This window comes from Thermostichus sp. MS-CIW-30 (assembly GCF_054058015.1).
Window position 1 is genome coordinate 1 of sequence record NZ_JBSRZW010000016.1, and the last position, 22,716, is coordinate 22,716.

Annotated in this window: 18 protein-coding genes, 1 rRNA gene and 1 pseudogene; 14 read left to right on the forward strand and 6 right to left on the reverse strand. The window is 58.0% G+C overall.

Features of this window, described 5'->3' with window-relative positions; all coding sequences use genetic code 11:
- Window position 1 precedes the first annotated feature (1 nt).
- From rrf to ACVWXW_RS08375, 3 genes and pseudogenes are all read left to right on the forward strand, one after another.
- Window positions 2-118: ribosomal RNA gene (gene rrf / locus ACVWXW_RS08365) — 5S ribosomal RNA — on the forward strand.
- A 131-nt stretch (window positions 119-249) separates the two neighbouring features.
- Window positions 250-755, forward strand: a pseudogene (locus tag ACVWXW_RS08370) (amidohydrolase family protein); the annotation flags it as partial.
- Window positions 756-776: 21 nt separating this feature from the next.
- Window positions 777-998, forward strand: coding sequence for an amidohydrolase family protein (locus tag ACVWXW_RS08375; protein ID WP_041436618.1), 222 nt, complete (start codon window positions 777-779; stop codon window positions 996-998).
- 211 nt (window positions 999-1,209) lie between these two features.
- On the opposite strand, the gene ACVWXW_RS08380 is transcribed toward ACVWXW_RS08375, so the two are convergent.
- From ACVWXW_RS08380 to ACVWXW_RS08390, 3 genes are all read right to left on the reverse strand, one after another.
- Window positions 1,210-2,028 (reverse strand): hypothetical protein, encoded by an 819-nt coding sequence (locus tag ACVWXW_RS08380; RefSeq protein ID WP_457403510.1) that lies wholly within the window; start codon window positions 2,026-2,028, stop codon window positions 1,210-1,212.
- A 263-nt stretch (window positions 2,029-2,291) separates the two neighbouring features.
- Complete coding sequence (gene nrdR, locus ACVWXW_RS08385; protein ID WP_414374563.1) at window positions 2,292-2,834, reverse strand: transcriptional regulator NrdR; 543 nt, start codon at window positions 2,832-2,834, stop codon at window positions 2,292-2,294.
- A gap of 75 nt (window positions 2,835-2,909) precedes the next feature.
- Window positions 2,910-4,487 carry a cryptochrome/photolyase family protein gene (locus ACVWXW_RS08390; protein WP_457403511.1) on the reverse strand — a complete coding sequence of 526 codons (1,578 nt, stop codon included), beginning with the start codon at window positions 4,485-4,487 and terminating at the stop codon, window positions 2,910-2,912.
- 129 nt (window positions 4,488-4,616) lie between these two features.
- Between ACVWXW_RS08390 and ACVWXW_RS08395 the strand changes: the two genes are divergently transcribed.
- Window positions 4,617-7,031 carry a hypothetical protein gene (locus ACVWXW_RS08395; protein WP_457403512.1) on the forward strand — a complete coding sequence of 805 codons (2,415 nt, stop codon included), beginning with the start codon at window positions 4,617-4,619 and terminating at the stop codon, window positions 7,029-7,031.
- Here ACVWXW_RS08395 and ACVWXW_RS08400 read toward each other — a convergent pair.
- Window positions 6,913-7,941 (reverse strand): LysR substrate-binding domain-containing protein, encoded by a 1,029-nt coding sequence (locus tag ACVWXW_RS08400; protein ID WP_457403513.1) that lies wholly within the window; start codon window positions 7,939-7,941, stop codon window positions 6,913-6,915. The genes ACVWXW_RS08395 and ACVWXW_RS08400 overlap by 119 nt on opposite strands.
- Before the next feature lie 404 nt (window positions 7,942-8,345).
- On the opposite strand from ACVWXW_RS08400, the gene ACVWXW_RS08405 reads away from it, so the two are divergent.
- Both ACVWXW_RS08405 and ACVWXW_RS08410 read left to right on the forward strand, forming a co-directional pair.
- The gene (locus tag ACVWXW_RS08405) at window positions 8,346-10,061 is read left to right on the forward strand and encodes a hypothetical protein (RefSeq protein ID WP_457403515.1); all 1,716 of its coding nucleotides are present in this window, start codon (window positions 8,346-8,348) and stop codon (window positions 10,059-10,061) included.
- A gap of 37 nt (window positions 10,062-10,098) precedes the next feature.
- Window positions 10,099-10,464 (forward strand): hypothetical protein, encoded by a 366-nt coding sequence (locus ACVWXW_RS08410; RefSeq protein ID WP_011433539.1) that lies wholly within the window; start codon window positions 10,099-10,101, stop codon window positions 10,462-10,464.
- Between the two features lie 283 nt (window positions 10,465-10,747).
- Here the strand turns inward: ACVWXW_RS08410 and argS are convergent, their stop codons facing one another.
- Window positions 10,748-12,544 carry an arginine--tRNA ligase gene (gene argS, locus ACVWXW_RS08415; protein ID WP_457403516.1) on the reverse strand — a complete coding sequence of 599 codons (1,797 nt, stop codon included), beginning with the start codon at window positions 12,542-12,544 and terminating at the stop codon, window positions 10,748-10,750.
- Between the two features lie 320 nt (window positions 12,545-12,864).
- On the opposite strand from argS, the gene ACVWXW_RS08420 reads away from it, so the two are divergent.
- The 3 genes from ACVWXW_RS08420 (at window position 12,865) to ACVWXW_RS08430 (ending at window position 16,533) form a co-directional block, all read left to right on the forward strand.
- Window positions 12,865-13,947, forward strand: coding sequence for an ABC transporter substrate-binding protein (locus tag ACVWXW_RS08420; protein ID WP_457403517.1), 1,083 nt, complete (start codon window positions 12,865-12,867; stop codon window positions 13,945-13,947).
- A 421-nt stretch (window positions 13,948-14,368) separates the two neighbouring features.
- A complete protein-coding gene (locus tag ACVWXW_RS08425; RefSeq protein WP_414331223.1) occupies window positions 14,369-15,193 on the forward strand; it encodes an electron transfer flavoprotein subunit beta/FixA family protein in 825 nt (274 codons plus the stop codon).
- 221 nt (window positions 15,194-15,414) lie between these two features.
- Window positions 15,415-16,533 carry an electron transfer flavoprotein subunit alpha/FixB family protein gene (locus tag ACVWXW_RS08430; RefSeq protein ID WP_457403519.1) on the forward strand — a complete coding sequence of 373 codons (1,119 nt, stop codon included), beginning with the start codon at window positions 15,415-15,417 and terminating at the stop codon, window positions 16,531-16,533.
- A 22-nt stretch (window positions 16,534-16,555) separates the two neighbouring features.
- Here the strand turns inward: ACVWXW_RS08430 and ACVWXW_RS08435 are convergent, their stop codons facing one another.
- Complete coding sequence (locus ACVWXW_RS08435; RefSeq protein ID WP_011433534.1) at window positions 16,556-16,840, reverse strand: YggT family protein; 285 nt, start codon at window positions 16,838-16,840, stop codon at window positions 16,556-16,558.
- A gap of 238 nt (window positions 16,841-17,078) precedes the next feature.
- On the opposite strand from ACVWXW_RS08435, the gene ACVWXW_RS08440 reads away from it, so the two are divergent.
- The 5 genes from ACVWXW_RS08440 to ACVWXW_RS08460 all read left to right on the forward strand — a co-directional run bounded on the left by ACVWXW_RS08440 (window position 17,079) and on the right by ACVWXW_RS08460 (window position 22,567).
- Window positions 17,079-18,221, forward strand: a complete 1,143-nt coding sequence (locus ACVWXW_RS08440; RefSeq protein WP_414350115.1) for a response regulator — start codon at window positions 17,079-17,081, stop codon at window positions 18,219-18,221.
- Between the two features lie 188 nt (window positions 18,222-18,409).
- Window positions 18,410-18,787, forward strand: coding sequence for a response regulator (locus ACVWXW_RS08445; protein WP_414328794.1), 378 nt, complete (start codon window positions 18,410-18,412; stop codon window positions 18,785-18,787).
- A complete protein-coding gene (locus tag ACVWXW_RS08450) occupies window positions 18,784-19,149 on the forward strand; it encodes a response regulator transcription factor (protein WP_011433531.1) in 366 nt (121 codons plus the stop codon). The genes ACVWXW_RS08445 and ACVWXW_RS08450 overlap by 4 nt, the downstream gene beginning before the upstream one ends.
- 115 nt (window positions 19,150-19,264) lie before the next feature.
- Window positions 19,265-19,783, forward strand: coding sequence for a CheW domain-containing protein (locus ACVWXW_RS08455; RefSeq protein WP_011433530.1), 519 nt, complete (start codon window positions 19,265-19,267; stop codon window positions 19,781-19,783).
- 291 nt (window positions 19,784-20,074) lie between these two features.
- A complete protein-coding gene (locus ACVWXW_RS08460; RefSeq protein ID WP_457403521.1) occupies window positions 20,075-22,567 on the forward strand; it encodes a methyl-accepting chemotaxis protein in 2,493 nt (830 codons plus the stop codon).
- Window positions 22,568-22,716: the final 149 nt, after the last annotated feature.

Sequence of the window (22,716 nt, forward strand, 5' to 3'; positions counted from 1 at the left end):
TCCTGGTGCCTATGGCGATGTGGAACCACGCCGACCCATCCCGAACTCGGACGTGAAACGCATCAGCGGCGAACCTACTGGCAGGGCGACCTGCTGGCAACCTAGCTCGGTGCCAGGCCCACCACCCTAACCCAATCAAGAGGAACCCAATCAATAGGGGGGTTGGCTTCCGTCAAGCCTCTCTACCTGAAAGCTGACACCATTGGGTGAAGGCAAGCTAGTGAGGTAACAGTTTTGTCGACCATTAGCTTGCCATGTTACCTGCTCTACACCAGTTGGCTCGTTCTGCCAGAGCGGTCTTCGTGTACGGCATGGGAGAGGGGGGGATGTAATCCAACTTCACGATCCCTATCCGTAGTTACTCTTGGCATCTATCGACATCTAGCAGCAGCAGTGAGCTTGCAGTCGGGGTTACGAGGGATCCTCAGCCCACAGGTGATCGACGAACCGAGGGGAGTGGGAGGATCCCTGGCGGACACGGAGGCTTTGATCCAGGTTTGGCATGGACGCGGGGAGGGGCAAATTTACATCTGGGTCAGGTTCCATGCTCCTTATTCTGGCCATCCTGAGAGTTTTGTCCAGGGATCCGCTCTAGCCCAAAGGTATGGAGTGGGGCTGCACACCCACTTGGCGGAAACTCGCCGGGGAGTGGAAACTCTACAGGCTCGCTATGGATTGACCCCGGTGCAGTGTTTGAAACGCTGGGGATCCCTGAGTGCTCAGACCTTGGCCGCCCACTGTGTGCATGTGGGGGCTGAAGAAATCGAATCGAGGAGATGCGGTTGGCGGTGTTTCTGCAGCGGTTGGGATCGGGGGATGGAGCTGCTCTGCCGGCGCAACAGGCTTTGTGGATGGCTACACAAGGCAGTGCCGCCTGTCTGGGTCTGGAAGGGGAAATCGGCAGCTTGGAGGTGGGCAAAAAAGCGGATTTGATCTTGCTGGATTTGCGCGTGGGCACCGCTAACCGCTATGCCAAAAAGCTCGCCACCTGCTTGTGAGAACCTGTGGGCTGCATTTTGACCGTGACTCTATTGCACAGCTCAAAGCGGCCCTCGTCCGGGCATATGCTCGAAGAATGTGTTAGGCGTCAGAGGAGCAGCGACAGCCTGGATCACAGATATAACCCCTGGTCATTCGTCAGTGGTGCGGAGCGCATTGGGGGCATCCTAACCCCGCCAGCGGGCTTTTGGAGCATCCTGTGAATAGCTCTCAGGGTGCTTGCACGGGCGGTGGGTTGTTGCGCAAAAACGGCTGTACGGCTACAAATCCCAACCCAAACGATCCAATGACTAAGACGACTGCAGCGGCCATCCAAAGTACGGCAGAGCCCTGGGATCCGTGATGTTGCTCCCGTACCCGCTGATAAATGCCGGCGGAATAGGCCGAGGAGTCTGCTTCACCGAGATAGGGATCCGGGCCGCTCATATCCTGCATCAACTCGTCCAGGGAAGGAACCTGGTAGCCAGTGCGGGGGTAGGGCTCGGCAGAGGTGTGGGTGGAAGGGTGGCGAAGGGAATCAAAGGAGGACGGGACAAAGCCGTTGGATGAGAAGGAGGGGGTCTCGTTGCGGGCCTGTCGGCGCTTGAGGCGATTCAAAAAATCGTAGCTGGGAGGGGCTTCCGGTTGGCCGGGATTGGCAGTCGGGCTGTTCTGTTGGAAAGAGGCTTCAGAAGCTGCAGCAACTTGGGCAGCCTGGCCATTTGCGTCAGCAAGCCGTAGGCTGATTTGCTGCAGGCGCTTCAGGGTGTGGCCCAATTGCCCCTGGAACTCTTGGGTGATGGCAGCGATCTCTCCGGACAACTGCTGATGCAGAGCACGCAGGCGCTGGTTTTCGGAGGAGAGCAGGCTTACCTGCTGACGGGCAGACTCCAACTCTTCGGCCACTTGTTGATACACCTGAATTGGCACCACCCCTGGCCCGGTCTCCATTGCGGCAGGGGAGCGAAAGCCACTGCGGGGCAAACCACCGGGGTTACCGTTGCTGTTGCGAGCGCCAGAGGGGTTAGAACCCCGAAAATCGTATTGCATAAATTGGGATCGACTCGGAAGGACGGGGGGCTGGAACAGCTTGACACAGAGGGATCCAAGATATCAGGGATCTCCAAGGATAGTGCTGAACACCGGCAATCTAAAGGCGTGCAGCTCTAGCTTTAGTGTAAGCCGCGATTGCTACCCCAAGCATACCGCTAAGCCTTTGGAATGGGCGATCTCTTCACAGCAATTTTTCCCGCCCACAAGCGTCATTTCCCCGCTGCTTCCAGGGAGGGCCGGCTTGCGCTGTCGTTCCCACGTCACGAATACTCCCCCACCAAGTCCGGGGAGCCTGAAGATTCGGAATCTGAGGCAGAGGAGTCCCGCAGCAGCCGCTCCAGATCCCGTCGCAGAGGTGGTTCCAACTGTTCCAGCTCATTGACAAAGTCTTTTATACCCTGAAACTGGCGATAAACGGAGGCAAAGCGCACGTAGGCCACCTCACTTAGGTGTTGCAGGCGCTCCAGCACCATCTCGCCGATGCGCAGGCTGGTTACCTCTTGGGCATCTTCCAATTGCAGTTTTTCTTCGATCTCATTGACCAGCTCTTCCATCTGTCTGACGGTGACGGGGGTTTTTTGGCAGGCACGCATCACCCCTTGCAGGATCTTGTTGCGGTTGAAACTTTCGCGGGATCCATCCCGTTTAATGACCATGATGGGCATGAACTCGATGCGCTCATAGGTGGTGAAGCGGTAGCCACAGGACATGCATTCTCGCCGCCGCCGCACACTCTGGCCACCTTCTGCCGAACGAGATTCCAAAACTCGGATTTCTTGTTTGCTGCAGCGGGGACATTTCATGGCTTGCAGTCCTTACAAAGCGACAGGTGGGTAGGAGGGTGCCTCAATTTTACCGGATGCTTAATCTTCTGGTGCTTAGACAGATTGCAAATGAGATGGACTCTGTTCGTCGAGTGCAGATTGCAAGGGATCCCACCAAGCAGCGGCTTGCGCCTGGATCTGGGCCTTCAGCTCCGGTTCCATGCGATCCAAATGGATCAATACCCATTTCATTCTGCCCAAGGGGGCTAAGAGGGATCGCTGACGCAACAGGAAGTCCCAATACAACGTATTGATGGGGCAGGCTTGTTTGCCAACCTTTTCGCTGGGATTGTAGCGGCAATGGCGGCAGTAGTCACTCATTTTGCGGATGTACTGAGCGGAGGCGGCATAGGGTTTGGTGGAGAGCATGCCCCCATCGGCAAAAAGGCCCATGCCGATGACGTTGGGCTGCATCACCCAGTCGTAGCTGTCGATAAACACATCCTGAAACCACGCTTCTACTGCCTGGGGCTGAATGCCACTGATGAGGGCGAAATTGCTGAGCACCATTAGCCGCTGGATGTGGTGGGCATAACCATGACGGCGAATCTGATCCAGGGTGTGCTGCAGACAGGCCATGTCGGTGTCGCCGGTCCAGAAGAAGTGGGGCAGGGGTCGGCGGTGGTCAAAAAAGTTCTTCTGGGCATAGCCGTTGGGCATTTGGTATTCGTAGAAGCCGCGCATGTACTCTCGCCAGCCCAGGATTTGTCGGATGAAGCCTTCGGCGGAGGACAGGGGGATCCCGCCGCGATGGTAGGCTTGTTCGACGGCAGCGATGACTTCGTGGGGGGTGAGCAGGCCCAAGTTGAGGTAGGGAGAAAGCAGCGAGTGGAAAAGGAAGTCTTCCCCGGCTTGCATGGCGTCTTGCCAGGGGCCGAAGTGGGGCAGGCGCTCGTGAATGAAATGATCAAGCACTTGCAGGGCTTGGGCGCGGGTGACGGCCCAGCCAAATCCTTCTAAGGATCCGAAGTGATGGCCGTAGTGTTGCCTAACTTTTGCGATGACAGCCTGGGTAATGGCATCGGGGGAAAAGGTGAGGGGCCGAGGATAGCGCATTCCCGGTTTGGGAGGATGGCGGTTCTCCCGGTCGTAGTTCCAGCGCCCCCCCAGGGGCTTGGGGCCGTCCATGAGAATGCGAAAGCGTTTGCGCCCTTCGCGGTAAAAGTCTTCCAGGAGCAGGCGCTTGCGACCTGAGGCCCAGTCGATAAATTGACGAGTACTCCAGAGGAAGTGGTTGTTTTCCACAACCAAGAGGGGGCAGGGGAGGGTGGATCTCAGATTTTCCACCTCCTCCCGGATGGGAATATCAGCTGGCTGCATGAGGCGGATCTGCTGCAGTTGATGTTGCTTGGCCCAGGTTTGCAGGGGCTCGGCATAGCTGTCGGCTTCCACGTAGGTGACCGGGTAGCCCCGCTGTTGCAGTTCTTGGGCAAAGTGACGCATGGCCGACCAGACCAGCACCAATTTCTGCTGATGGTGGTTGCGGGAGCTGGCCCACCGGTGAGATTCGATGAGAATGACGGGAACTCGGTCTGGGGATAGGGTCGAGAGGGAAGCGAGGGCGGATTGCTGTGGGTGGAGTTGATCCGCAAGGATCCAAACCCCTTCTGGGCCGGCAGATGGAGCGATCATGGGATGCTGAAGCTCTCGGTCTATGGGAGGAGCGCTGAGAATGACACAGGTTGAGTTTAGCTCTGGGGGGCAAGGCCAGGTGGCACCCAAATGTTTGCTGAATCTCGGCGGGACAGCTGAGGAGAGAGGATGATGCGGCAGACAGGGATCCCTTGCCTGCGGTGGTGGGCCGGGCTGGGGATGGTGGCCCTGCTGCTGCTGGTGATCTGGAATTGGACGGATCCCTTGCCGCCAGCCTGGGATGAGGCGCAGCATTTGTTGCAGGCGCAGGCGTTTGGGCTTCACCTGCAGCGGTTTCGCTGGGATGGGCTGTGGGGGCAGCAGTTTTTGCATTTGAACCAGCGCTACCCCCCTTTGGCCTATTGGCTGGGGATCCCCTTGGCAGTTCTACATCCGTTCAGCCGGGCGGACGGGCAGTTGCTCAACTTGGGGTTGCTGGGGGTGCTGGTTCTGGCAACGCAGCGGCTGGGACAGCGGGTCTATCGCTCCTGGGAAGTGGGCTGGCTGGCGGCGGCGTTGGTGCTCCTCTATCCGGGGATCACGGCTTTGGCCCACGTGTACATGTTGGAGTTGCCGCTGGTGGTGGCGGTGACGCTGGCGTTTTGGGCGCTGTGGGCCTATGGGGAGAAGCCTTCCTGGTGGGGGGCGGTGGGGGTGGGGGCGGGGGTGGCGGCGGTGCTGCTCACCAAGTGGACAGGGGTGCTGTTTTTGCTGCTGCCTTTGGTGGGAGTTGCAGGTCAGGCCCTCTGGCGCTCTGGGAAAGCGGTGGGGTGGTGGAAAGGGATCCCTTGGCCGGCGCGGCTGGCCCACTTGGCCTTGGGGATGGGTGTGATGCTGCTTTTGTGCTGGCCCTGGTATGGGGCCAATTGGCTGTTTGTGCTCAGCAATGGCTGGGCTTACGCCGAGACTGCCCACTACTACATCACTTGCCCAGCGGGATCCCTGTGCTGGTGGACTGCCTACTTGCGCCTTTTGCCCCTGCAGATGAGCCCTTTTTTGTGTGGGTTGCCGCTGCTGACGTTGTGGGGATCCCTGGACAGGCGAGAGGCAGTCTTGTGGGCCACCTACGGTTCGGGCTACCTTCTCTACACCCTGGTGGACATCAAAGATGTGCGCTTCACCCTACCTTTGCTGCCCCTCTTGGCCGTGTTATCAGCAGGCGGGATCCAAAAGGCTTGCCGGTGGTTGGAGGAACGCTGGGGTGCGTGGGCTTTGCAAAGGGGAGTCTGTGCAGGGCTAGTTCTGGGCTGCTTGGCCTTGGCCAATTTGGGTCGGCCCCTCACCCCAGGGGTGGCCCCTCTGTGGACGGGGATCCAGATGCGCTGGCAGGGGAAGCACCCCACGCAGGAGCTGACCCAGTGGATCCAATCCTTGATCCAGCCAGGTTTGACCACCACGCTGGGGGTTCTCCCCAACACAGAGCTGATCTCTTCCGAAACCCTCACCTACTTGGCGGCTCTTCAGCGCTGGCCGGTTACATTCCGCGCTGCTGGGCAAACCCCCTGGCCGGAGCTGGAGCTATCCTTGCTGGATGGGTTTGTGGATGCCGAAGGGGAACAGGGAATTATTGGCCCTTATGGCCCGACTAAGGAGCAGATCCGGCAGCACCTGCGCAGCAGCCCAGACTGGCGACAAGATCCGGCGGTGGAGTTGCCTACGGTGGGTCGGCTGCACACCTACTTCCCTCGCATGCCAAGAGTGACGGTGCAGAAGTGGCCTCTGGAAGCTGGGGAGGTGGAGCTGGTGGAGGTTGAGACGCTGTTGGAGCTGGGGATCCCGGCCTGGAAGTTGCGCTGGCAAGGCCCAGCTCAGAACTTGGCCCAGACGCTGGTTTGGGCGCGGCTGGAAGATGGGCAAGGACGGGTTTTGGAGAAGCGGGCCTGGGTGCTGGGGCAGAATCGCCTGCAGCTCAACTCAACAGGCGGCTGGCTGGTGGAAGAGATCTTGACGCTGCCCACAACCGACTTCCCAAGAGGTGGCCTTCTCCACCTGGAATGGCAGTCGCCCAAAGGGATCCGCCATTCCCTACACCAATCCTGGAGAGGATCCCTGTCGAGCTTCCCGAAGGAGGGATCCCCCCTTGTAACGGATCCCTTATTTCCTCTCCGCGAGGCGGCCAGAGCTGCTGCCGCTGGGGATCTGCAGGCCCTCTCCCTTTATCTCAATGCCTGGACAACCCTGCAATACCCGACTTTTTTAACAGATCCAGATCGCGTCTTGGCTCGGCAATTGCTGGAGAGGGAATGGCAACAGGCTGCTGCCCAAGGCCAACCGAGCCAGCAAATCCAAAGCCACTACCAACTGGGCTTGATGTTGGCGGCGCTGTTACAACCAGAAGCAGCTCAGTTGCATTTTCAACAGATCGTCGAGCTGGATCCGGAAGACGAGTGGGCGCGGGCTTACCTGGGGTTTTTGCGAGTATTGTTCACTCACGACTTTGAGGGGATCCGGGGGTTGCGACAAGAGCTCTCGGCTGTGCTTCAGCCTCTTTGCCAGAAAACAGTTCAGGATTGGGATTTGAATTGGATTTGTGCTGCTCTTTAGCCACAAAGTCCAGCTCCATTTGAGAAACCTGGGAAAGAAGAAAGTCGGCAAAAGCTTTGGCCACCACCGAAAGACGTTTAGAGCGCAAATAGACCAAATGCCAGAACCCCCGAATGGGAAACTCTTCCACATCCAAAATAGCCAGATGATGCTGCCACCCCCCCAAGGCCAACACATGCTGAGACAAAACCGAAATGCCCAATCCACCCACAATGCCTTGGCGGATAGCTTCGCTGCTGCCTATCTCCATGCGAATGTTGAGCTTTAGGTTATGCTTCTCAAAAAGCCGCTCTACAGCCATGCGGGTGCCGGAGCCGGGTTCACGGGCTAAAAAAGGTTCTTGGGCAATCCGCGCCAGAGGGATCCCCTTTTGGCCCACCAGCGGATGATGAATGGGGGCCATCACCACCAAGGGATTTTCCAGAAAAGGTTGCGCCACCACGTCCAGATCTTCTGGCGGCATCCCCATCACGTAGAGATCGTCCATGTTGTTGCTCATCCGCTCCAAAACCTGCTGGCGGTTGATCACCTTGAGAGCTACGTCGATGCCGGGATACTGCTGACAAAATGGCCCCAGAAGACGGGGAATAAAGTATTTGGCAGTGGTGACCACTCCAATGCTCAGCCGTCCCTGCTTTAACCCCTTCAGGTCGGCAAGGGTCATCTCGAATTGATTCAATTGTTCAAAAATCTTCTCGCAGGTTTGGTGTAAAGCTCGCCCCGCTTCGGTGAGATACAGCCGCTTGCCCACCTGTTCAAACAGCGGCAACCCTACAGCTTTGCTCAATTGCTTGATCTGCATGGAAATCGTGGGTTGGGTCAGGTAGAGCTCTTCGGCAGCGCGGGTAAAGCTCAGGTGGCGGGCGGCAACCTCGAAGATTTGCAGTTGATGCAGGGTAATGGCCTTCATGGACAATCAAGAAAAGCTAAAGGTTTACTACTAAATCATAAGCGCTAATCTATGCCTTTTGGCGAGATCCCTAGGAGAACCTGGCTAACGGTCACAGTGGCGAAAGGGGCAAAACCGAAGAGCAAACCCCTGCCACTGGGATCGGAGGTCTAGTCATTCTAAACAGGAATGAAACATTTCTGTTGCACTACTCCCCAACTCCCCTCTCCCCGATGGAGAGGGATTAGAGGTGGCTGTAGAAGCGGCGCAGAGCGCTGAGAAGGTGTCTCAATCTAGATTGAAATAACTATAGGGATTGGCCAAGGGATTGCGCCGGTCTGGGCACAGGCGGCTGTTTTTTTCCAATAGCCGCTCTCTGGGCAGGAGAAGAGTACGATCGGGGCCATTCTCGGTGGAGGTTGAGGGTGCTGAGACTGCCGAAAAACCAAGGGATCCGCTGGCTTGCGGGTGTGCTGGGCGCACTGATATTGCTGGGATGGGGGATCGCAGCCCATGCCCAATTTCTGGGGCCGGGCCGTTTTCTTTTCCCGGGCTCTGGTTCTCGGCTTCAGGGCAGCCAGGAACCGGCGGGATCCCTGCTCAATGCCTTCTGTCAGCAACCGCCTGCGGAAGTGGCCCGCAAGTCTCAACTGCGCCAACAGGCCAACCGGTCAGATGTCGCCTGGGCCGAATACGCGCAGATTTTGGACGAGCATCGTGCCGCCTTGATTGCCTGCCGCAGCCAACGCTGGCCCCAGATCCAGGCCATCTGGGTACGTCTGCATCCCTGTGATGCCAATCCGGGCGTGTTGGATCAGGTGTTCGACCAAGTGGTAAACCTGGGCTACAACCGCGTCTTTATCGAGACCTTTTACGATGGCCGCTCTATTTTGCCGGATGGCGCAGGGGGGATCTGGCCCAGCTTACAGCCCAACGCCGACTTGTTGGATCTGGCTCTGAAGGCGGCGCGACGCCGCGGTTTGTCTGCTTATGCTTGGGTGTTTTCCCTCAATTTCGGTTACAGCTACGGACAACGGCCCGATCGACAGGTGGCCCTGGCCCGCAACGGTCGCGGCATCACCACCGTCTTGGATCCCGCTACAGCCCTTTCGGAAGACCTGGGCAGTCCTGGCGAGGTATTTGTGGATCCCTTTCATCCCCTGGCACGGCGGGATTTTGCCGAGTTGGTCCGCCGCATTCTACAGCGACAGCCAGATGGGATCCTTTTCGACTACATTCGCTATCCGCGTGGCTCAGGGGGATCCAGCGTGGCAGCCACCGTCCGAGACTTGTGGATTCATGGAGAGGCCGCTCGGAAAGCCTACCTCGATTTGGCAGAAAACCCGGCGGGTCGGGCATTGCTGGAGCGCTATTTGAGCCAGGGCTACATTGCAGTGGCAGATGTTCTCCATCTGGATGCCACCTATGCCGAAGAGCCCAGGTGGCGGCAGCCAGGGGATCCCTGGCCCAGCCCGACCGAGAAATGGGCGCTTTCCCCAGAGTTACTGGACTGGGCTGCCCAAGACATGGCCAGCAGGAATTGGCAGGGGGATCAGCTTTCCTCTGCAAAAGATTTACCAGAGAGTCTGGAGAAACCGGCGGATTCCAGTTCTGAGGCAGCAGCACCAACTCCTGCCCCTTCCCCCACCCCCAGCGCCGCCGTTCGCCAAGAACGTTGGCAGCAGCAGCTTTGGCAGCTGAGCGTCGAGTTTGCCCGCTACGGCGTTCTCGATTATCTACAGCAGGCCGCCCAACCCGCCCAGAGGCTGGGGATCCCGGTGGGGGCTGTCTTCTTCCCAGAAGGCAACCAAGCAGTAGGAGAAGGGTTTGACGCTCGTCTGCAACCCTGGGACCGCTTTGATCCGGGTATGGAATGGCACCCAATGGCCTATGCCAAGTGCGAGGATAGCTCCTGTGTGGCGCAGCAGGTGGAGCAGGTCCTGGCTGTGGCCTCTCCCCAAACCTTTGTCTGCCCGGCCATTGCCGGTCTATGGGGACAAGCCCAGCGGCAACGCCCCAGCCTGGAAACCCAAACAGCAGAGCTGGCCCGCCGCTTCCCGCAGTTGCCCTGTGTGAGTCACTTCGCCCTCTCCTGGATCGAGCCGGAGCTGGAGCGCAGCCGTCGCACCTGTCAACTCTAACGCCCATCCCAATCTGAAAGTTAGGAATTCTGAACTTATGAGCCCTGAGCAATTTGATCTGATTAACCGCCTGTTTCAACTGACCTTTCAGATCGGGGATCGCTTGGGCTGTGAATCCTCAGATCCTGCTCAATTGTTGCTGACCAACCGGCCCAGCCTGGAATCCAGTTGCACATTCTTTCCTTCCGATTTCACCTACGAAGCCTTGGATCCCCAAGTGTGGGCCGACTACATGGCGGAAGTTCCGGCCTTAGCGCAGATGGCGAATATTTTGCAACCTTATCCTTTCACCTGTGGCATTTATCGCCAAGACGAGGTTTCGTGGTGGATTTGCGCCTTTTGGGCAGCCCAAGAGGACTTGGGAACCAACTTGCTCTTGCGCGCCCACAGAGTCGAAACTTAGGCGCTTGAGCCCTATCTCCTCTCCCTCATCGAGACGGGGATCGGCGTTACCGGAATCAAAGGGGCTGATAGCAGTCGTGGTTTTTATTACCATCTATTTCAACTGATCGCGCTAGCGGGCCAGAGGCCTTAGCAGGAAGCAACCGGTCGTTTGTTTCACCTTGACGGTGAGATAAATGACTATGCGTTGTGGAACGGTTTATTGCAATTGACCTACTCGCGACCGCTATAGCTGGCTTCCGCCCAGAGCGTGAGCTGGGGGCCTTACGGCACTCCTTCGTAAATCACATAGACTCCGGCGCGCTCAGGCCGAGAATGCCGGTGAGGACGTTAAACAAAACCTGCTGCGTGGCCTGCACCAATTGGATGCGGGCTTGGGCCAAAAGGGGATCCTCTTTCAAGAGCGGCAAAATACGGCAGTTGTCGTAAAACTTGTTGAAATCGGCGGCGATGGCTTCTGCATAGCGGATGATCTTGTGGGGAGCGCGCTCTTCGGCAGCGGCGATCAGCTCATCCGGCAAGGCCAACAAGCGCAGCAGCAGGGCCCGCTCTTCTGGCTCTTTGTAGGGCAGTTTTTGTTGCTCCGTCAAAGGGACTTTGTTGGTCAGTTCAACCTTTTCTTCTTCCTGTAGCCGCCGCAGCAGAGTGCAACAGCGGGCATGGCTGTAGTGAACATACACGACCGGGTTATCGAAAGTTTGCTTGACGGCCAAATCCAAATCGAAGTTGATGGGGCTGTCCATGCTGCTGCTAAGCAAAAACCAGCGGGCTGCATCGACCCCCACGCCAATTTCTGGATCTTCGATCAGGTCATTGAGTGAGACAAAGTTGCCGGTGCGCTTGGACATGCGCACTTCGGTTTTCTCACCGGTTTGCGGGTCGGTTTTGAACAATTTGACAAATTGTCCAATCAAGATTTCCAGCTTGACATCTGGGCTGAAGGCACCCACCGCCGCCTTTAAGCGGCCGATATAGCCATGGTGATCCGAGCCAAGAATGTTGATCAGCCGGTGATATCCCCGCTGCACTTTATCCCGGTGGTAGGCAATATCGGCGGCTAGATAAGTGAACGAACCATCGGCCTTTTGCACCACCCGATCCTTGTCGTCGCCAAATTCTTGGGTTTTGAAATAGACGGCCTCTTCGGCCCCTGGCTTGGGATCCTCACCCCGCGGCGCTTTGGCTTTGTAGAGAAAGCCGCGCTCTTGCAGCTCCTGCAAAGCTTGCTGGATGGCGCTCAGGCCTGTCTGGGGATCGGGGGTGTGCAGGCGGCGCTCGCTAAACCAGTGATCAAACTCGGTGCGTAGTTGTTGCAGGGTCTGCTTTTGCCAGGCCAGCATTTCCCCATAGGCAAAATCGGTGTACTCCTCTAGGGTGGTGGGCAGAGGGCGGATCCCGGCTTTCACCTGCTCCAAGAGACGTTGGGCCATCTCGATCAAGTAGGTGCCGTGATAGGCATCTTCCGGCAAAGCGATGTCTTCCCCCTGCAGTTGCCGCACCCGCACCTCCAGAGACTGGCCCAAGAGCCGCATCTGGTTGCCGGCATCGTTGATGTAAAACTCCCGCTCCACCTGGTGGCCCGTCCAGTGCAGCAAGTTGGCCAACGTAGAGCCAACGGCAGCCCAGCGCCCATGGCCGACGTGCAAAGGCCCCGTCGGGTTGGCGGAGACAAACTCCAGCAGAATGCGCTCAGGATGGGGAATGGCTGTTTTGCCGAAGTTTTCTCCCAGATGCAGCAGCTCTTGCAAGCGCTTGGCCAAAAAGGGATCCCCCAGCCGGAAGTTGAGATACCCTCCTCCCGCCACCTGAGTTTCGATGTCCGGCAGATCCAAGTGTTTTTGCAGGGTTTGGGCGATCTGGGCCGGTGCTAGGCGGCAGAGCTTGGCCATGCCCAGGGGGGTGGGACAGGCGTAATCGCCGTAGCGAGGGTCGCTGGGGATCTGGATCACGGGGGCAATGGCTGCGGCTTGTGGGGGAGCCAGGGATCCCAGTTGCCCCGCCTCTGAGGCCCGTCGAATGCTCTCGGCTACGGCGGCGGTGAGAAACCGAATCAGCGAGGTGGATACGGGTTGAGTGGCCATGGCTGTTCGTGTCGGCAGACGTCGAGAGAGGTTCCAGGGATGCCTGGGGCAGTAAAAGCATCATCATATCGACAGCCAACCGGCTCTGACAAAATCTGACAAAAGAATAGATGCTCCTCCAGCCAAACTTTGCTTTTGCTCGCCTGCTTTGCGAAGATGGCTCTGACAAATTGACGGGACAGAGCTTTAGGCCAAGCTTTTGGGTACAAAGTATCACCGAATACAAAAGTTTAACTCTGCTTTGCTAAGTTGTTTGGCGGTAATGCTCGCCTTCCCGCTTGCGGATTTCTGCTGAGACAGCTGCTGTGGAGTTTACTAGTATGTCCATCCCGAAATCGTCGCGTCGTCAATTCCTTCAATCTGCTGCTGCGGCTGCCTCTTGGGTTGCCGTTGGAGGGCTAAAGGCGAGGGCTCAGAGCCGCGGGCCGCTTCTGGTTTCCCAGGGACTGACGCCCCTGAAGTTTACCCTCTCTTGGTTGCCCTCTTCGATGGATACCCCCCTTGTAACGGCGATCTTGAAGGGCTACTTCGCCGAAGAGGGGCTGGAGGTCACCTACGAGCGCGGCTATGGCTCCGCCGATTCCATCACCAAGATTGCCGCTGGCCAGTACGACCTGGGGGAAGGGGATCCCTACTCCATGATCGAGTTCAATGCCAAAAATCCGGACGTGCCCTTGGTAGCGATTTATGTCCACTTCAATCGCTCTCCCTTTGGCATCTACACCTTGAAAGATAAGGGCATTGGGGAGCCGGCCCAACTGGCGGGCAAGAAGCTAGGAGCACCGGCAGGGGATGCGCCGCGTCGGCTCTGGCCGGTCTTTGCCAAGCAAGTCGGCATCGATCCGGGCTCGGTGGAGTGGGTAACTATGGAGCCGCAGTTGCGCGAACCTTTCCTCATCCAAGGTCGGGTGGATGCCATCAGCGGCTTTATGACCTCGGCCATGCCCAATCTGGTGCGGGGCGGCGTCAGCTTGGAGGACATCACGGCTTTCCTTTACAACGACTATGGCCTTGAGCTGTACGGCAATGCGCTCATCACTCGTGTGCAATTGCTGCAGGAAAAACCGGAGCAGCTCAAAGCTTTTTTGCGGGCGTATGTTAAGGGTTGGCAAGACACCATCCGCGACACCGATGGCAACATGTTGGCCCTTCTGGACAAAGCCAAAGCCGAGGGGCAGGTGCTGGATATGGCAACTGAGAAATTGCGCCTCGCCCTGGCCATGCCGCGCCTGTTTGTTACCGATGAGGTGCGAGAAATTGGCTTGGGGGATGTGGTGCCCGCGCGTATGGAAACCTCAATTGCTCAGGTGGTGGATGGCTTTGGCTTGTCTAGCAAGCCCCCTTTGAAGAAAGTGTTTGACAACAGCCTGCTTCCCCCAAAATCCGAGCGGATGATCGGCTGATCTGGATGATCCGGTACCAACTTTGAGGCCTCTGTCTGTTGACTTTTGCAGACAGCTAGCCCTTCCTGCCAGCTGGTCAACTTTTCTCGATGACCGGTGAGAGACGTAGCTCAAAGGCCTACGGCCCGCTGTCGCGATTGGCTCTGTCATCCAAGCGAGATATTCCCAAAGCTTGTCCTGTTCACAGGAGGGAGCCCAAATTTCTCTTGAGGGGAGAACCGCAAGCGACCCAGAGCAGTGAGGAAATATCTCAAACTTTGTTTAAGGTTACTTAAACTTGGGAAACCAATGTGCTGGGAAAGGCAGCTTATGAGGGTTTAATGCCGGGGTGGCTTTTCCGATCCCGAAAAAAAGCTGAATAAGTGTGTGGCGCCCAGGGATCCCTTTTAACCTGGAGGGGATCACTAGGGAGTTTAGGCCCTTGGAAACTTTTGTTCTGATTAAGCAAGTTCCCGATCAAAACGCCAAGGCCGGCATCAACAGTGACGGCACGATCGATCGCGCCAAGGCCAAGCGGATGTTAAACCCTTTTGATCGCTATGCACTGGAAGCAGCTCTGCAAACCAAACGGCAACACGGGGCGAGAGTAACGGCAATTACAATGGGGCCACCCCCGGCCATTGAGGTGCTCTACGAGGCCATTGCCCACGGGGTGGATCGGGGTATTTTGATGACCGACCGCCGCTTGGCCGCTTCCGATACCCTAGCCACTGCCTATACTCTGGCCCAGACGGTTCGCTATGCTGGCCGGCCCGATGTGATCTTCTGCGGGCTCCAGACCACCGACGGCGATACGGCCCAGGTGGGGCCGCAGTTGGCGGAGCGGTTGGGGATCCCTCAGGTCACCTATTGCGAAGCCTTCGAGATTCGGGATGGGATCCTGGTGGCGCGGCGGGCCATTGAAGGGGGATCCCAGATCGTGATGGTGCCCCTGCCGGTTTTGATCACGGTGGCCAATTCCGCTCGGCGTTTGGCCTACCCCACCCTACGGGGTGTGCAGCGGGTGCAGCGGCTGATGCGGGATGAGGCGGCACGGGCCGAGGCGATCCAGATCCTCAACTTGGACGATGTGGGGGCAGACCCGGAGCGCTGCGGTCTCAAGGGATCCCCAACCATCGTGGCTGCCACCGAAAAAGTGGGGGAAATTGGTGGCAACTGTCAGATCTTTCAAGGGCAGTCCGTACCCCAACTGGTCAACCAACTAACTCAGGCCGTTGACCTCTTCCGCTACGCGGCAACTTCCTAGATCTTCTGCCTTGCATCCCTCTGGCCAATTCTTATCTCCATCACCTTTCAATCCTCATCGTCTCATCTATCGATCCCAGGGTGGCTAGCCGGCGAAAGCTCCCGGTTTTGGGCAGTGAAAAGTTAACTCAGAAAGACTCTGCTGACCTCGTCGCAATTGCAACACCCAAGATTGCCCTCGACCCGATTCAATCCCGATCTCAACTTAGGAGTCACGGTTCTATGGATCGCAAGCGGATATTGGTCTTCGCGGAGCAGGTGAATGGGGAATTGCAGCCCATTGGCTTAGAGTTGTTGGGAGCCGGGCGGCGGCTGGCCGATAAGCTGGGAGCCACCCTGAGTGCTCTTGTGCTTGGATACAACATTGCCCACTTGCCCCCAATTCTGATCGGCCACGGGGCAGATCAAGTCTTCATCGCCGATCACCCCGAGTTGGCCGAATACCGCACCCTGCCCTACCGCCGGGTGATCACAGACTTGATCAAAAGCTGGCCCCAACCACCCCACACCATCCTGCTGGGATCCACCACCACCGGGCGAGATCTGGCCCCCCGCTTGGCCGCCCACCTGGAGACCGGCCTGACCGCTGACTGCACCGAGCTGGACATTGGCCCCTTCGAGTACACCAACAGCAAAGATCCCAGCAAGTCCGGCCTCTTCCCCGACTGCCTTTATGCCATCCGGCCCAGCTTCGGCGAATCTCTCAAGGCTCGCATCCTTGGCCCCTGGAAAAACCCGCAAATGGCTACGGTGCGCCCAGGGGTGATGGTGCCTCTGCCCTGGGATGGATCCCGCCAGGGGGACGTGATCCCGGTGCCGGTCAACTTGGATCCCGGCGATCTGCGCCTGCAGATTGTGGAAACGGTGCGCAACCTGTCCCAGGCGGTAGATCTCACCCGCGCCAAGGTAATTGTTTCCGGCGGCTACGGGCTGGGATCCCCAGAGGGATTTGAGCTGTTGAGGGAGTTGGCCGCTTGTTTTCCCAACAGCGCTGTCGGCTCCTCCCGCAAGGCCGTGGATTCTGGGTGGATCCCCTATGCCCACCAGGTGGGCCAAACCGGCAAGACCGTCCGCCCCCAGCTCTACATCGCCTGCGGCATTTCTGGGGCCATTCAACATCGCGTGGGCATGGACAAATCCCAGACGATCATTGCCATCAACAAAGACAGCGCCGCTCCTATCTTCAAATTTGCCCACTACGGCATTGTCGGGGATCTCTACCAGGTGGTGCCGGAGCTGATCCGGCAACTGCGACAGAGACAGGAGGAGCTCCGAGAAGGCGCCGAGGGCCAGCCTTTCCAGAGCCTCGGCGAGCGGATCCCAATTTTGCAGAGTCGATGAGAGATGGTTGGCAAAAACGCTCTCAGTGCAGGGCCATTGTCAGCAGCCCCTGCTGCCCCAGCAACACCTCCCGCAACAGGGTAACCAGGCCCACCCAAACCACAGGGGCCATGTCCACACCTCCCAGAGGCGGGATCAGGCGGCGGGTCGGGCGCAACAGAAACTCCGTCAGGCCGACCACCAACGAGTAGGGCAACCGAGAAGTATCCAGTTGCGGATACCACGACAGAAAGATGCGCAGCACAAACAGGAGGGTGTAGAGCGCCAACAGTGGGCCAAGCACCCAAGAGGTGAGAATTGGCAGCATAGGTTACTCAAAGAACAGGTTTACTGGTGGCAGTTCTCTCCATTCTGCTCTAATTGGGAGGGTCTGCTGGAGTCCAGAGATACCTCGGGGAATGCAGGCGCTCGGCCCAAGTCAAACCCCAACTTTTTTAAACTTTAATTTAACCCTCTTCCCGAAAATGGCCTTACCGGCGGGGCAGCAACAGTTAAAGACTAGCGTCATAATAGACGTATCTTGCTGGACTGCAGGCAGGGATCCCATGCAAGGAAAACTACAAGAGATCGATATCCGCAGCATCCTTCAGCTCATCGAGCTGGGCCAGCGCACCGGTGAGCTTTTTGTAGAGGCCAGCCCCTCTGTCTACTGGTTTGTCTTCTTCCTGAATGGGCGGATTATCTACGCCTCTGAAACGGAAGGGAACATTGCCCGCCTCAGAGACTATCTGCACCGCTTCAAGCTGGAAGCCGCCCTGGAGGAAATTCAAATTCCCCACAAAGCCGCGGTCAACGCCCCCGAATACAACCGCCTCTGGTCTTTGCTGGAAAGCCACAAGCTCAACCCCAACCAAGGCAAGCAAATCCTGCTGGGCATGGTGCGGGAAGTCCTCTTCGACCTGCTTAGCCTCCACCAGGGTTCCTTCATTTTTGAGGCCGGATCCCCCCTGGCCCCCCAGTTGACCACCTTCCCCGTCACCCCCCTGCTCACCGAGATCGTAGCCCAAGTGCAGGAGTGGAAAAAACTGCACCCCTACATCCAAGCTCCCAACCAAGCTCCCACCATCGTCAACCCCCTGCCGCTCCAGCAAAACCTGCCCGCCCCCGTCTTCAAAGCCCTGAGCGAGTGGTCAGACGGCAAAACCAGCATTCGCCAGATGGGTCGCTACCTGGGTCGAGACACCCTGGCGGTGGCCAAGGCCATCTATCCCTACGTCCGCCAAGGGGCCATTCAACTGTCCGAGCCCGTCTTGATCGCGGAGCCCAAGCCCAGCCGTCCCCTCAAACCCAGCGATAAGCCCAGCCACATCCTTTGCATCGACGACTCCATGGCCATCCAAAAAACCGTAGAGTTCATCCTGCAAAACGAGGGCTACCAGGTTACCACCATCGGCAATCCTCTCAAAGCGCTGGGACAGGTGTTTCTTCTCAACCCCGACATGATTCTCTGCGATGTGGCCATGCCCAAGTTGGATGGGTATGAGCTGTGCGCCATGTTGCGCAAATCCAGCCAGTTCCGCGAAACCCCCATGATTATGCTGACCGGCAAGGATGGTTTTACCGACCGGATTAAGGCCCGCATGGCCGGAGCGAACGAATTTTTGAGCAAACCCTTTGCGGAAAAGGAGTTGTTGACCATTGTCGAATCCTACGTGGGCCCTCCCCCCAAACGGGGCGGTGGCGAATAGGCGTTGGGGTAGCCAAAATGTTGGCACAGAAGACTATAGGCGAAGTACTGGACAGAAGAGTGGCCTCACCGAAACAATAGGGGTAGCATGGCCGGCCCGGAGCCAGGGAGCCGGGTGAGGTTACAAGAGCAAACCTCAGTCAAAGCAGCCCGACGGTTGCGCGGGAGTGCAAAAGGAGCAAGACGGCGATGAGCAAAGTGCTGGTGGTGGATGACAACCGTACCTACCTGGAGACCATTTCCAGCTTGCTTTCCGAGAACGGTTTGGAAGTCTCCACAGCAACAGACGGCGTAGAGGCAATGGAGTGCATTCGCCAGCAGAAGCCTGATGTGGTGGTGCTGGATATTGTCATGCCGCGCATGAACGGCTACGAGGTATGCCGGGAAGTGAAGGGGGATGAAAGTACCAAACACATTCGCATCGTCATGTGTTCCACCAAAGACCAGACCTTTGATATCGAGTGGGCCAGGCGCAACCAGGCGGATGCCTATGTAACCAAGCCCTTTAAGCCCCAAGAGCTCCTGGCGACCATCAAACATCAATTGCGGGAGATGAATCGGAAATGAGTCGCGTTTTGGTGGTGGAAGATAGCCAATCCCAGCGGGAGATGATCAGCAAGCTGCTGCAGGAAAACGGCTTCGAGGTGATGACTGTGGAAGACGGGGTGGAGGCCGTAGAGGCGGTGAAGCAAAACAAACCCGACCTGATCGTGCTGGACATCGTCATGCCGCGCATGAACGGCTATGAGGTGTGCCGTCTTCTCAAGGCCGACCCTCTCACCCAAAAAACGCCCATCGTCATGTGTTCTTCCAAGGGCGAAGAATTTGACCGCTACTGGGGGATCCGCCAGGGAGCGGATGCCTACATTGCCAAGCCTTTCCAGCCCCAGGAACTGGTGGGTACGATTAAGCAATTACTGAGAGGCTGAGAGCTGCCCCTTCTGCTTCCACGCCTTTCGGTAGGTCCTGAGAACGACTCTGCGTTTTAAGCAGGGAGGGGGGCGGGATCAACAGTCCACAAGACTATCCATGCGGGGGAGCATCATGCTGGGGGATCTGGATTTATTGATGGGGGATGAGACCCAAGAGTTGCGGGAGATGGAGGCTCCCGAAGGTGAGCTATTCCTAAAGTTCAAGATTGCCACCGGGGAGGAATTTGCGCTGCCAGCGGTATCGGTTGTGGAGGTGATGAGCATTGGCCCAGAGAAAATCACCCCCATGCCCAATGTGGCCCCAGTTTTGCTGGGCACGCTGAATTTGCGGGGCGAGATCATCTGGGTTGCAGACCTGGGGCAATTTTTGGGGATCAGCCCGCCCCTGAACATCGACCGAGCCGAGATTCCTGTGGTGGCCGTGATGGATCAACAGGATTTGCTCATGGGCTTGGCTGTGGATTTAATTGTAGGCATGGAGTGGCTGAAGACTGAATTGGTGCGGCCTGCCCTCACGGCTCCTGAGTCCATGGCTCCTTTTTTGCGAGGGGAATGGGTGGTGCCCGGAACGGGATCGCGCTTGCCATTGCTGGATCAGTCGGCCATCCTGCGATCCAATCGTTGGGGTTGACAGACGGCCCCCTGGGAGCTCAGCGGGAGGAAAGTGTATAGTTCCTATCAAAGATCCAAGCTAACTCCAGCCACAATGGGGAAAGTTGGACCAAATCTATCCCCTACCGATGCGTGTCGAGGCTGTTGAGGGTAAGCCCTGAGACGGCGGCAGAAAGGCCCACTCTTGCTTGACTGAATGTGGAAAAGGGGGGATAGCCTGCATCCATGGGGTTTTGAGGTGTTGGGGGCGTTCCGTTTGCATCTGTGTTGACGCGTGAACAGAGGTAGGCAAGCAGTGAAGGGAGGATCCATGGTTCCGAGCGCGAACAGTCAGAGAGACTACACCGATGCGATGGCCGCCTTTTGGCAGGGAGACTACGTCCGGGCGGTGCGGTTGTTCAACCAAGTGGCCGCTGCTGAACCGCAAGATACTGCTGTCAAGCTGCTGCTGGCTTTGGCACAAAAACAAGCTGGGCAGTTGTTGGAAGCTCGCCAAACCTACAACACCATTTTACAAACAGCCAGTGATCCCGATGAGCTGGAGTCGGCCCGGAAGGGTCTAGAAGAGCTGTTGCAAATGGCACCGGAGCTGGCGGATCTTCCCGATTCCCCAGAAGCGGACGAGTTTCGCTCTCCAGATGAGTTTGCACCTGGGTCGGATGCCTTTTCGGAAGAGGCTTTCTCTGCTCCCGATCCCTTCTTGCAGTTCGAGGAGATGGGGGAAGAGGAGGCGGATCCCTTTGCTCAGGATCCCTTTCCACTGGAGGCAGACAGCCTTGGCAGCGATTTCATGGGGGAAGAGAGATTCAGGGATCCCTTGGAGACCGGGCTGCAAATGCCGGAGGCTGATCCGCTGGGTTTATCTCACCCGATGCCGACCCATTCTCGGGTAACACCACCGGCCACCTCGCGACGGGTAGGCTCGGAAGAGGGCGGGCCTCAAACCGATCCGGTGGTCGAAGATGACTTTGCCTTCCTCAACGAGTTCGATCGAGAGCATCTGGAAGCCCTAGAAGGCGACTTCGACTCCATTACGCAGTTGGCCGGCGATGCCGATTTTCCCGATGAGATGGGCTTCTCCCTGCCTGGTTTTGAGGAAGAGGAGGGGGGATCCCTGGAAGAAAGCCTGCCGACCGAATTGGCTGCCCCCATGAGTGAGCCGATCCCTGCTCCCGACGAAGATACTGCCAGTCCCGGCTCTGCCCTCTTCGAGCTTGACGAGCTAGACAGCCTGGATCGCGAACTTGCCGGCATGGATGGCGGCGAGCCGGTGGGGGCCTTCCGCCCAGATGAGGGGGCGATTGGGGGGATGAGCCCAATGGCGGAGACCGGCAGCGGAGCGGCCCAAGTTCTGCTGCCCACGGCCTCCCTCCCTATTCTTAGTGTAGGTGAACAAGGGGCAAGAACCTCTGCTGGGATCGCCAACCGACCGATTGGGGATCGGCAATTGGCCATAGCGCTTATCCAAGGAGCTGTGAGTTTGGCTGCCGGCTTGGCGATTGGCCTTGGGATCCAGGCCAATGGGGGAGCTCGCTTGATTGCCGGGGTGATTGGAGGCGGGCTGATCGGCACAGGAGCAGGGGTTATCCTCGGGGCCAGCAGTGCCAAACAAATTCGCTCCACCGCCCAAGAGCTGGCCGGCCACTTTGCCGCCTTGGCCCAGGGGAATTATTCAGTACGAGCCACAGCCAACACCCACGATGAGCTGGGGCGCTTGGCCGACAGCTTTAACCAGATGGCGGCTGCCCTTGAAGCCAACTTCGCCGAACTGAGCCAGCGGGCTGCCGAGCAAGGGCAAGCTAAGGAAGACCTACAGCGCCAGGTGATTCGCCTGCTGGACGACGTGGAAGGGGCTGCCCGTGGAGACCTGACGGTGCGGGCAGAGGTGACTGCCGACGTGCTGGGGGCTGTGGCCGACTCCTTTAACCTGACCATTCGCAGTCTGCGAGACATTGTCAGCCAGGTGAAGCGGGCCGCCGCCGCCGTGAACGATGCCGCCTTGCAGAACGAGGACTTTGCCCGCAGCCTCTCTGCCGACGCCTTGCGCCAGGCGGAGGAGATTTCCAACTCCCTCAACTCCATTCAGGAGATGACGGACTCCATTCAAGAGGTGGCCAGCAACGCCCGCGAAGCGGCCAACGTGACTGCCCAAGCCACAGAAGCAGCCGCTCGGGGTGGAGAAGCTGTGGATCGCACGGTAAGTGGCATCCTGGAAATTCGCGAAACCGTGGCAGAAACCACCCGCAAAGTGAAGCGATTGGCGGAATCCTCGCAGGAAATTTCCAAAATTGTGGCTTTGATCTCTCAAATTGCCTCGCGCACCAACCTGCTTGCCCTCAACGCCAGCATCGAGGCGGCACGAGCCGGGGAATCGGGACGGGGCTTTGCCATCGTGGCCGATGAGGTGCGACAACTGGCCGACCGAGCTGCCAAAGCCTCGAAGGAGATCGAGCAGATCGTGTTGCAGATTCAATCGGAAACCGGCAACGTGATGACGGCTATGGAAGAAGGCACCCAACTGGTGATCGAGGGGACGCGGCGGGCCGAGCAGGCCAAGAACAGCCTGGACGAGATTATCGAGGTCAGTCGCCGGATCGACGAGTTGGTGCGGGCGATCTCTCAGGCCACCGTGCAACAAACGGAAACCTCTCGCTCTGTGGCGCAGGTGATGCAATCGGTGGAGTTGACCGCCAACGAGACCTCTAAGGAGGCGCAGAAGGTGGCAGCTTCGCTCCAACAGTTGGTGAGCATCGCCCGCGAGTTGCAAACTTCTGTCGGTCGCTTCCGGGTTGGGGATGAATGAGCAAATCTGCTGTTTTGAGGGCATTCTAGGGACAAGGATCCCCATGCAGGAGACGTTATCGATCCTTAGCAAATGGCACCGGGATCCCCCTGTTGCAACTGTTGGCCGGACTTTTCGCCCAGGCGAGCCTCACCCTGTCCGGTCTGTTA

Coding starts and splice junctions, on each gene's coding strand:
- ACVWXW_RS08460 (WP_457403521.1), top strand. CDS start 20,075: ATGGTTCCGAGCGCGAACAGTCAGAGAGACTACACCGATGCGATGGCC.
- ACVWXW_RS08455 (WP_011433530.1), top strand. CDS start 19,265: ATGCTGGGGGATCTGGATTTATTGATGGGGGATGAGACCCAAGAGTTG.
- ACVWXW_RS08400 (WP_457403513.1), bottom strand. CDS start 7,941: ATGAAGGCCATTACCCTGCATCAACTGCAAATCTTCGAGGTTGCCGCC.
- ACVWXW_RS08435 (WP_011433534.1), bottom strand. CDS start 16,840: ATGCTGCCAATTCTCACCTCTTGGGTGCTTGGCCCACTGTTGGCGCTC.
- argS (WP_457403516.1), bottom strand. CDS start 12,544: ATGGCCACTCAACCCGTATCCACCTCGCTGATTCGGTTTCTCACCGCC.
- ACVWXW_RS08375 (WP_041436618.1), top strand. CDS start 777: ATGCGGTTGGCGGTGTTTCTGCAGCGGTTGGGATCGGGGGATGGAGCT.
- ACVWXW_RS08430 (WP_457403519.1), top strand. CDS start 15,415: ATGGATCGCAAGCGGATATTGGTCTTCGCGGAGCAGGTGAATGGGGAA.
- ACVWXW_RS08390 (WP_457403511.1), bottom strand. CDS start 4,487: ATGATCGCTCCATCTGCCGGCCCAGAAGGGGTTTGGATCCTTGCGGAT.
- ACVWXW_RS08445 (WP_414328794.1), top strand. CDS start 18,410: ATGAGCAAAGTGCTGGTGGTGGATGACAACCGTACCTACCTGGAGACC.
- ACVWXW_RS08450 (WP_011433531.1), top strand. CDS start 18,784: ATGAGTCGCGTTTTGGTGGTGGAAGATAGCCAATCCCAGCGGGAGATG.
- ACVWXW_RS08410 (WP_011433539.1), top strand. CDS start 10,099: ATGAGCCCTGAGCAATTTGATCTGATTAACCGCCTGTTTCAACTGACC.
- nrdR (WP_414374563.1), bottom strand. CDS start 2,834: ATGAAATGTCCCCGCTGCAGCAAACAAGAAATCCGAGTTTTGGAATCT.
- ACVWXW_RS08420 (WP_457403517.1), top strand. CDS start 12,865: ATGTCCATCCCGAAATCGTCGCGTCGTCAATTCCTTCAATCTGCTGCT.
- ACVWXW_RS08380 (WP_457403510.1), bottom strand. CDS start 2,028: ATGCAATACGATTTTCGGGGTTCTAACCCCTCTGGCGCTCGCAACAGC.
- ACVWXW_RS08395 (WP_457403512.1), top strand. CDS start 4,617: ATGATGCGGCAGACAGGGATCCCTTGCCTGCGGTGGTGGGCCGGGCTG.
- ACVWXW_RS08440 (WP_414350115.1), top strand. CDS start 17,079: ATGCAAGGAAAACTACAAGAGATCGATATCCGCAGCATCCTTCAGCTC.